General features: G+C 29.8%; 8 protein-coding genes, 1 tRNA gene and 1 rRNA gene. 7 read left to right on the forward strand and 3 right to left on the reverse strand.

The window, feature by feature from the left end; translation table 11 throughout:
* From rrf to KPL44_RS24370, 3 genes are all read left to right on the forward strand, one after another.
* Positions 1 to 111 (forward strand): 5S ribosomal RNA (gene rrf, locus KPL44_RS24360); the annotation flags it as partial.
* A 6-nt stretch (positions 112 to 117) separates the two neighbouring features.
* Positions 118 to 193 (forward strand) — tRNA-Lys (locus tag KPL44_RS24365).
* Positions 194 to 342: 149 nt separating this feature from the next.
* The gene (locus tag KPL44_RS24370; protein WP_253201934.1) at positions 343 to 1536 is read left to right on the forward strand and encodes a mechanosensitive ion channel family protein; all 1194 of its coding nucleotides are present in this window, start codon (positions 343 to 345) and stop codon (positions 1534 to 1536) included.
* Between the two features lie 88 nt (positions 1537 to 1624).
* Here the strand turns inward: KPL44_RS24370 and glgD are convergent, their stop codons facing one another.
* The 3 genes from glgD to KPL44_RS24385 form a co-directional block, all read right to left on the reverse strand.
* Positions 1625 to 2734, reverse strand: coding sequence for a glucose-1-phosphate adenylyltransferase subunit GlgD (gene glgD / locus KPL44_RS24375; protein WP_216255874.1), 1110 nt, complete (start codon positions 2732 to 2734; stop codon positions 1625 to 1627).
* Positions 2735 to 2743: 9 nt separating this feature from the next.
* Positions 2744 to 3889 (reverse strand): glucose-1-phosphate adenylyltransferase, encoded by a 1146-nt coding sequence (locus tag KPL44_RS24380; RefSeq protein ID WP_216255875.1) that lies wholly within the window; start codon positions 3887 to 3889, stop codon positions 2744 to 2746.
* 246 nt (positions 3890 to 4135) lie between these two features.
* Positions 4136 to 5401, reverse strand: a complete 1266-nt coding sequence (locus KPL44_RS24385; RefSeq protein WP_216255877.1) for an Nramp family divalent metal transporter — start codon at positions 5399 to 5401, stop codon at positions 4136 to 4138.
* A 253-nt stretch (positions 5402 to 5654) separates the two neighbouring features.
* On the opposite strand from KPL44_RS24385, the gene KPL44_RS24390 reads away from it, so the two are divergent.
* From KPL44_RS24390 to KPL44_RS24405, 4 genes are all read left to right on the forward strand, one after another.
* A complete protein-coding gene (locus KPL44_RS24390; protein ID WP_216255879.1) occupies positions 5655 to 5966 on the forward strand; it encodes a hypothetical protein in 312 nt (103 codons plus the stop codon).
* A 144-nt stretch (positions 5967 to 6110) separates the two neighbouring features.
* A complete protein-coding gene (locus KPL44_RS24395; RefSeq protein WP_216255881.1) occupies positions 6111 to 6578 on the forward strand; it encodes a VanZ family protein in 468 nt (155 codons plus the stop codon).
* Positions 6579 to 6994: 416 nt separating this feature from the next.
* Positions 6995 to 7795, forward strand: coding sequence for a metalloprotease family protein (locus tag KPL44_RS24400; protein WP_216255883.1), 801 nt, complete (start codon positions 6995 to 6997; stop codon positions 7793 to 7795).
* A gap of 220 nt (positions 7796 to 8015) precedes the next feature.
* The gene (locus tag KPL44_RS24405) at positions 8016 to 9149 is read left to right on the forward strand and encodes a pyridoxal-phosphate-dependent aminotransferase family protein (RefSeq protein ID WP_216255888.1); all 1134 of its coding nucleotides are present in this window, start codon (positions 8016 to 8018) and stop codon (positions 9147 to 9149) included.
* Positions 9150 to 9623: the final 474 nt, after the last annotated feature.

Genomic DNA, 9623 nt, shown 5'->3' on the forward strand with positions numbered 1-9623 from the left:
GATTATGGCCTGAAGGTAACACCCGTTCCCATACCGAACACGAAGGTTAAGCTTCAATGCGCCGATGGTACTGCAGGGGTGACCTTGTGGAAGAGTAGGTTGTCGCCAGGTAAACATGGTTTACTAGCTCAGTTGGTAGAGCACATGACTTTTAATCATGGTGTCCGGAGTTCGATTCTCCGGTAAGCCACCAAAAAAAGACACTTCATATGAAGTGTCTTTTTTTGTATGATTTATATATTAATAAAAAAAGATTCTTCCTATATAATCTATTGAGTAAATAACATTATTAGTTTAAAATGATTATATACTTAAACATAAGATAAAAGGGAGTGTGATTGTTTGGTTGAATCGATAGTAAATTTTTTTGCAAAAGATGGAATACAAGTTTTTTTTAGTGGATTCACATATGTTAAACTTAGATATTTAGGGTTTGCTATTGGAGTTTTCGTACTATTTTTATTATTAAAAAAGATATTTGCGAAATATGTATTTAAAATAATATTAAAACTTGTTAACAAAACAAAATTTAATGCAGACACAAAAATAGCAGCAGCTTTTGAAAGACCTCTAATTAATTTTTTCGAAGTATTGGGATTGTATTTTGCTTTTAAAATTTTAACATATGCATTTTTTATAAAAATTGTGGATATAGATAATGTTTTTAGTTCTGCCATAATAGTATTAATTTCATGGGGACTCTACAATCTTACAGGGGAATCTTCTCTTTTATTTGAGAGAATGCATAAAGCATATGATGTAAAAGTCGATAAAATATTATTCCCATTTATATCAAAAACATTAAGATTAATAATAATAGCATTAGCTATTACTATAATAGCTGAAAAATGGGGATATAATCTTCAAGGGTTTATTGCGGGACTTGGACTAGGTGGATTGGCATTTGCACTAGCGGCTAAAGATGCAGCTGCTAATATTATTGCCGGTATGTCTATAATATTAGATAAACCTTTTACTATTGGAGATTGGGTTAAAAGTGATGTGTTAGAAGGTAGTATAGAAAATATTTCTTTTAGAACTACTAAAATAAGAACTATTGATGAAGCATTAATAATAGTGCCTAATTCGAAGTTAACTAATGAAGCAGTAATAAATTTTAGTAGAAGAGGTAAACGAAGAGTTAGTTTTAGTTTAGAACTAAATTATATAACATCTAGGCAAAAATTAGAGATTTGTGTCTCAAGAGTTAGAAGTATGTTAGAGAATCATCCTCAGGTTAATAAGGAGGGGATTCTTGTTAGGTTTGATAAATTGAGTGCGGCTAGTTTAGATATTTTAGTATGTTATTTTGCGGATACACCAGATTTTGATGAATGTTTTAGAATAAAAGAAGATATAAATTTTGAAATAGCGGATATACTGCATCAAGAAGACATTTCAATGGCATTTCCAAGAAGCGGTATTTATGTAGATAGTTTACCTGATGAAGGTAGAAAAGGCTATATAAAATCACTAGATATGCTTCAAAATAAGGATATCTCAACAGAGAGTATTGATGAAGGTAATGATAAGTAAGAAGGGTTCTAAATTTTTAGGTTAGTGCAATTATAAATTAAAAGATATAGCCATAACTAATGAAGTTATGGCTATATCTTTTGGATTTTTAAAATAAAGCTCTTTTTTCAATTACAAGTGGGAATTCATTGTCACCATTAAGTTGTTTGTCTTCATTTACAATAACATTTTTATCAATTATAACATTAAAAAGTTTAGAATTTTCTTTGATTTCACAATTTTGCAGGATAATACTATTCTTAATTTCAGCACCGCTGTGAACAAAAACTCCCCTTGATATAATACTATTCTCAACAATACCTTCTATAATGCAGCCGTCAGCAATTATAGAATTAGTTACTTTACTTTCACTAGAATACTTAGTCGGTGGCTCATCCTTGATTTTTGTATAAATAGGTCCATTACTAAAAAACAATTCTTTAGTTGTTTTTAGGGCTAGCATGTCCATATTAGTTTTATAATAGGCACCTATAGAATTAACACATTGAAGGTAACCTTTAAATTCATAAGCCGTAACAGATAAATTATTAATGTTTTTATGTATAGTATCCTTTAAAGTTTTGTAAGAGCCGCTCTGGATACATTTACGAATAAGTGATATCAAAAGTTCCTTTTTCATAATAAACATTTCCATGGAAATATTTAAGTGATTATATGCTCCGGTATTCTTTCCAACACTAAGTACTTTACTGTTTTCATCTATATTTAACACGTCGCAATTTAAAAAATCATTACTTCCTGTATTAATATTTTTGTATATAACAGTTATATCTTGTTTCTTCTCTTCATGATATTTGATAGCAGCCATGTAATCAATGTTTCCTACCATATAAGAGGAGGAAAGAATTACATTTTTTTCTTTACTTCTATATAAATATTCCGTGGTGTTCCATAACATTTCAGTATCATTTAAAGAAGTACTTGTGATACCAAAATTAAATACAAATAGTCCATTAGGTCTTCTATCTAAGTCCCAAGGTCTGCCGGAGCCCACATGATCAACTAAAGAACGAGACTTACTTTGAGTAAAGATCCCAATGTTACTAAGGCCTGAATTAACCATATTAGATAATGCAAAATCTATAATTCTATACCTAGAACCAATAGGGATAGCTGCGAGTGGTCTACACTTAGTAAGATTTATTATATTTGTCTCATCCTCGTTTAAGTTTAATATACCCATATAATTATTAATCATTTTATCACCTCACTTTATAAAGGAGTTAGATTTAATTTCAGTACCTTCTGCTACTAGAGTTATATCATCTGAGACGCCTATAAGAGAATTTCGTCTTATAATAACATTATTACCAATTATAGCTTTGTTAATAGTAACATTGTCTGCTACCTTGGTATTAGGCATTATAACAGAATTTGATATTTTAGAGTTTTTTCCAACTGTAACGCCATGGAATAATACTGAATTAGATACTTCTCCAAGGACAATACATCCTTCTACCACTAAAGAATTTTTAATTTTTGCATTAGGACCTACGTATTGAGCTGGATAAGTAGGATTTATTGAGTATATTTTCCAAGTTTCATCATGGATATTTAATTTGTTTTTATCATTGATTAGATCCATATTAGCTTCCCAAAGACTTTTAATAGTTCCTACATCTTTCCAATACCCTTTAAATGGATAGGCATATAGCTTTTTTTCGCTTTTTAGCATATCGGGTATTATGTTTTTTCCAAAATCATTGCTAGAGAATTTATTGTTTTCGTCATCTTTTAGAAAGGATCTAAGAATTTTCCAATTAAAAATGTATACACCCATAGAGGCCATATTGTTTTTAGGATTTTGCGGTTTCTCTTCAAACTCAATTATTTTATTGTCTATAGTAGTGTTCATTATTCCAAATCTAGGGGCATCATCTATTGGAACTTCTATAACCGCTATAGTAGCATCAGCACATTTTTTTTTATGATAGTCAAGGATCTTGGAATAGTCCATTTTATAGATATGGTCACCAGAAAGAACAATTACATACTCAGGGTCATAGGAGTCTATAAAATTAGTGTTTTGATAAATTGCATTAGCAGTGCCTTTATACCAGTTACCGCCTGATTCATGCATAAATGGAGGAAGCAGCGTAACCCCACCATTATTTCTATCTAGATCCCAAGGGATGCCTATTCCTATATGAGAGTTTAACGTAAGTGGCTGATATTGTGTTAATACCCCAACTGTATCTATTCCTGAATTTGAACAGTTACTAAGAGTAAAATCAATAATTTTGTATTTACCTCCAAAAGGTATTGCAGGTTTTGCTGTATTTTTTGTAAGTAGTTTAAGTCTACTACCTTGTCCACCTGCGAGTATCATGGCTATTATCTCTTTTTTTTGCATCTTATATACCTCCTTATCTAAGGTGTCTTGAATAATAGTTAGTATAGGCAGCTATATTTTTAAGATACCCAAAATTTCATTATTACACTATTACTATGTATATTGACAATGTAGTTATTTAATTACTATTATAATAAATATTTATTTTTATCATAAAATTATAGCTGCTTAAGAATAGAGTCATGGTAAATAAAAAAGGAACCAGGCAAGATAATTCGCATAATTCCTTTTTTATATTTTGTGGATTTACAGTATAAAGCTTAGTAATAGCATTATATTAAGCCCAGTTACTATAAGTCCAATAATCCAAAGAGTTATTTTACTTAGTGTACTGTTAGAATATTTGCCCATAACTTTCTTAGAAGAAGTCAAATATATCTGTAGAAATATAGTTATTGGAAGCTGTATACTTAAGAGCATTTGCGAATAGATAAGACCTTTAAAAGGATTTGTTATAAAAAATATAGCTATTGTAGCACTAATTAAAGTAATTCCTATTCCAAGTTTAGTGTATACATTATTAATATCATAATCTTTGCCAAATATTCCTGCGAAAATACTTCCGCCTGCCATGCCTGCGGTAACTGAGGAAGAAATTCCGGCGAAAAGTAGGGCAGTAGCGAAAATAATTGATGCTGTATTTCCAAGTAGAGGTGTAAGCATTTGTTGAGCTTGATTAAGCTCTGTAACTTGGACCTTTTGTGCAAAAAAAGTAGTTGCTGCGATAAGGATCATAGCGCTATTTATAGCCCAACCTACTATCATTGAAAAAAAAGTATCCATAAATTCATACTTAAGTTGTTTCTTTATTATACTCTCATCTTCTAGATTCCACTGACGACTTTGTATTACTTGTGAATGCAAAAATAAATTATGAGGCATTACTACAGCCCCTAGTACGCTCATTATTATTGGAAGAGATCCACTGGGGAAAGAAGGTTTAATCCAGCCCACCATAGCTTTACCCCATTCTACATGCACAAGACTCAATTCGAATAGGAATGATATTCCTATAAGTGAGACAAATCCGATAATCCATTTTTCTAGCTTTTTATAAGAATTTGTATATAATATCCATAATATAAAGGATAAAACTAATATGCTTCCAAGTTTTAAAGGTATACCAAATAGCATATTTAAAGCAATAGCTCCACCTAAAAGCTCTGCAAGGGCAGTTGATACTGCAGCTATTACAGCTGAACCAAGCACGAAGCGATTAAGCTTTGGTTTTAATGTGGCAGTAGATGCCTCCGATAGACAATTGCCGGTTACAATTCCAAGGTGGGCAGCATTATGTTGAAGAAGAATAAGCATAATCGTTGAGAGTGTTACCATCCAAAGTAGAGCATATCCATATTCGCCACCGGCAGAAATATTTGAAGCCCAGTTTCCTGGATCGATAAATCCTACTGTTACTAAAAGGCCTGGGCCTATATATCTTATAAAATTTAATGCTTTAAGTTTAGGTTCATGCTTTTTTTTAAAGTGATTCTTAATAGATGATAAGTTCAATATAACACATCCGTTCTATATTATTCCTACAATATATAGTATGTGGTAACTATTATTTGGATCAACAAAAGTGCATAAATAAAAATAATTTATGAAATGAGTTTAATAATGTTAAATAAAATAGATATAGCTGGAAAAATTAAAAGTAGATATTGGAGTTATATAATCGCCATAAATAAATCATAATAAGGAGAGTATGAAAGAGAAATAAACAAATACTATAAATATATTATAATAGAAAGGGAGTTATAAATTGAAAATAAATGAATCACTAGTATGTCCTAAATGTAATGGTAAAAACTTTGAAATAAAACATGAGGCCACTTTCCTTTATACATATAAAATAGACAGAGTAAATGCAAGTATAGACAATGAAGAATCAGAAAATCTTCCTTTTTTATTTGATAATAGAGAACAGACTTGTTTTAAGGAATTTATAGAGTGTGATAATTGTGGTACAAAATACCCTTGCTCTTTTGATAAATATAATCAAACCATAGATCTTACTATAATGAAAAAGGCAATAAGAGCAGATAATGTGAAAGAACCTGATTTCTTGGGATAAAATAATCATAAGTTTTAGAATGTATATATGATATCATATGTACATTCGTCTCAATTTCAAAATAGGATATTGACAAACAAATTCAATTAAACCATAATTGAATTCTTAAGCAAAAGGTAAATTGAATAATTAAGGGGCGAATGTATGCGAAAAAAGCATTTGAATTGGATTTTAGTTATAGGGTGGATGATGGTAATATTCATATTTTCTAGTCAAGTAGGAGAGGTGTCAAACGAAAACAATAAATTTGTCATTTATGTATTCAACTTGCTTGGTCTAAATTTAAATAATATATTTGGAACTTTGAGCGATTTTATAGTTAGAAAAGCATCTCATTTTACTGAGTATTTTATTCTATATACTCTAATATATAGAGCAATGAATAAAAGTAAAAAGGTAGATATGAAAATTTTTATTGCTTCAATATTAATAGTATTTCTATATGCATGCTCAGATGAATTTCATCAAGCATTTGTTCCGGGAAGAGGACCCGCATTTAGAGATGTTATGGTAGATACATGTGGAGGACTTGCAGCATTTTTATTTATTTATATTCGTGTTACATTAAAAAAAATACCCGATTCTAATAAAATTATGACTAAATTAAAATAAAATCTTTATACAAAAGCTAATCGAAACAGTACTCGATTAGTTTTTTACGTTTCTCTTTTTATACATATTAAAGGCTTTTGCAATATGGAGCAATGTAGAAATAATCACATGAATTATTTCACTTTTAATAAATAATTAAAAACAAATATAGTTATAAACATAGTTATGCACAGTAGAACAATTAGATAGAGAGTGACTGTGGATAACTATCAGTTTATTAACAGCTGTAACATTGACAGGGTTAAACATTAAATTATTAATAATCGTTTTTGATATTTTTATATTCTTTGGTATAATAATGTTTAAGTTAAATGGCTAGGACAATGAATAATTTAAGGGCAAAGATAAAATTATTACTTTATGTTAGTTAGTGGAGCTTAGAGTAGAACTTTAGCAAAAATTGAGAGGGTGATTATATGAATACTTTAATAGACTTAATAATAAAGACGTGCCTAGATACAATATACATGACGGGAATGATAATTTTTGTGGGATTCATACTTGGATTTTTAAGGAATCATTCAATAGAAAATTTTCAAAGGAGCTTTGGGTGGAAGGCAGTAGCGATTACCGCGATTATAGGAGTTCCGATTCATGAACTTTCGCATGCTATCTTATGCCTTGTTTTTAGACATAAAATATCTAAATTGGTGCTTTTACAAAAAAAAGATGAAAACGGAGTACTGGGTTATGTAAATCATGCATATAATCCTAATAGTATATATCAACAAACGGGTAACTTTTTTATAGGTATTGCACCTATATTCGGGGGGATATCAGCGATAATTGCTTTAATGTATACCATAATCCCTAAGACATACAATCAATTTATAAATATATCTATGGTTAATATAAGTATAACTAAAATAAATTCGGTTTCTTTAAATGGAATATTAAATTCTTATATTGATCTAATAAAGATAATTTTTTCATCAACTAATTTTTCTAATCCATATTTTATATTGTTTTTATTCTTAGCTATCTGTATATCATCTCATATATCATTAAGTTCGGCAGATATTAAAGGGGCTTCTAAGGGGTTAATAGTAATATTTTTTATAGTACTTGTTCTTAATTCATTTGGGTTTTCAAAGTTCGTTATGGCCCAAGGATTATTAAAGTATAATATTATACTAATAGGATTTCTTATAGTATCATTAATTTTTTCTGGGATAACTTATCTTGTAAGTTTATTGTTACTATTAATAAAGCATTAATATATTATAAAGCACATGGGATTTTTCATGTGCTTTATTGTGGTTAAAAGACAATCGCATTACAGAATTTATATAGATAATTTGGTGTATGAGAATAAAATATTTATAAAGTATATATTTTATAATTAAGAAGATCGTATGGATACATTTTTTCAAGTTAGCTATTAGTGATATAATTTTATTATTGAAATATAAAGAATAGTATAAAGGAGTGAAAATGATGAAGGTATCTCAAATAATGACTCCAGGGCCTACACAAGTAAGAGAAAATGTAAGAATGGCTAGAGCTTTAGCTACTACAAATCCAGATCTAGATTTACAGTTTTATGAATTTTACAAAGAAACTTGTGAGGAAATAGGACAGTTCTTAAAGACAAGTAATGAAGTTAGAATATTAAGTGGTGAGGGGATTTTAGGCCTTGAGGCTGCATGTGCATCACTTACTGAAAATGGTGATAGGGTATTAGTGATTGATAATGGAATATTTGGAGAAGGGTTCGCTGATTTTGTTAAGATGTATGGTGGAGAGGTTGTTGTTTTTAAAGAGGATAGGAAGCATGAAATAGATACGCAAAAATTAGAAGAATTCCTTGAAAAAGATCATGATTTCAAATACGCTACTGTAGTACATTGTGATACACCGTCGGGGGTGTTAAATGATATAGAAAAGATATGTCATTTACTAAAAAAGATGAATATACTTACAGTAGTGGACAGTGTAGCTGGTATGGGTGGAGAAGATGTAAGAGTAGATGAATGGAAAATAGATATAGTAATAGGTGCTTCGCAAAAATGTGTATCAGCACCAGCAGGGCTTACATTTTTAAGTATAAGTGAAGATGCATTTGAATCAATGGATCAAAGAAAGAAGCCTATAGCTTCCTATTATTGCAATTTACTTATATGGAAAGATTATTATAAGAATAAGTGGTTCCCATATACGCCGCCAATAAGTGATATTGTTGGTCTAAGACAAGCTTTTGATAATATTAAAGAAGACACGGGAATACTTCAAAGACATAATTCTATTGCTAAAGCTACAAGGAAGGCTGTAAAGAAGGCGGGTCTTAGTTTATATATTGAAGAAGGATATTCTAATACTGTAACAGTTATAGAATTGCCTAAGGATATAAATGATAAAGCGCTATTAAAACATATGGTTGATGATTTTAATGTATTTATAGCTGGGTCATTTGGGTATTTAAAGGGAAAAGTAATAAGGATAGGACATATGGGGGAAAATGCTAAAAGGGATAAAGTGGCTTATACACTATTGGCATTACAATCATCGTTAAAGGAGCTTGGATTTGATTGTAAAACTAATATGGTCGAAGTTTTTCTAAGTGAGATATAGAATTGTACTTGAATATATTGTGTTAGGATCAATAATCATTTTTTTTAATAAAAGCTTATTTAATTTTTAAAATAAGTAGTACAACTAATAAAATATTAAAGAATGCGAAATCCAGGTATGTTATTAATAGAAGCATAGTATACCAGTCCTAGTGTATCAGTGTGAAAGAAATGCGAAAAACAATAGCATTGTGAAGAATATTGCACATAATTAGCATATTTGAAGGATTATTGTGAGTGTGTCATATATGTATATGATAGAATACTCCTTGTCGTCACATACGAGTGGCACACTAACTAACTGTTAATTACAATTTATTAGATTTTAATTATAAATTTATTATAAAGAAGTAGTTGACAAAACAAGAAAAACCTAGTATTATAGTAGAAGTCGTCACATGATGACAAAGCAAATTGGTCTTTGAAAATTAAACAGAGAAATAGGTAAAGAAATGAAATAATATTTTATTTTAAC

This window comes from Clostridium sp. DSM 17811 (genome assembly GCF_018861905.1).
Lineage (GTDB): Bacteria > Bacillota > Clostridia > Clostridiales > Clostridiaceae > Clostridium_AD > Clostridium_AD frigoriphilum.

Coding starts and splice junctions, on each gene's coding strand:
- glgD (WP_216255874.1), bottom strand. CDS start 2,734: ATGATTAATAATTATATGGGTATATTAAACTTAAACGAGGATGAGACA.
- KPL44_RS24380 (WP_216255875.1), bottom strand. CDS start 3,889: ATGCAAAAAAAAGAGATAATAGCCATGATACTCGCAGGTGGACAAGGT.
- KPL44_RS24395 (WP_216255881.1), top strand. CDS start 6,111: ATGCGAAAAAAGCATTTGAATTGGATTTTAGTTATAGGGTGGATGATG.
- KPL44_RS24400 (WP_216255883.1), top strand. CDS start 6,995: ATGAATACTTTAATAGACTTAATAATAAAGACGTGCCTAGATACAATA.
- KPL44_RS24405 (WP_216255888.1), top strand. CDS start 8,016: ATGAAGGTATCTCAAATAATGACTCCAGGGCCTACACAAGTAAGAGAA.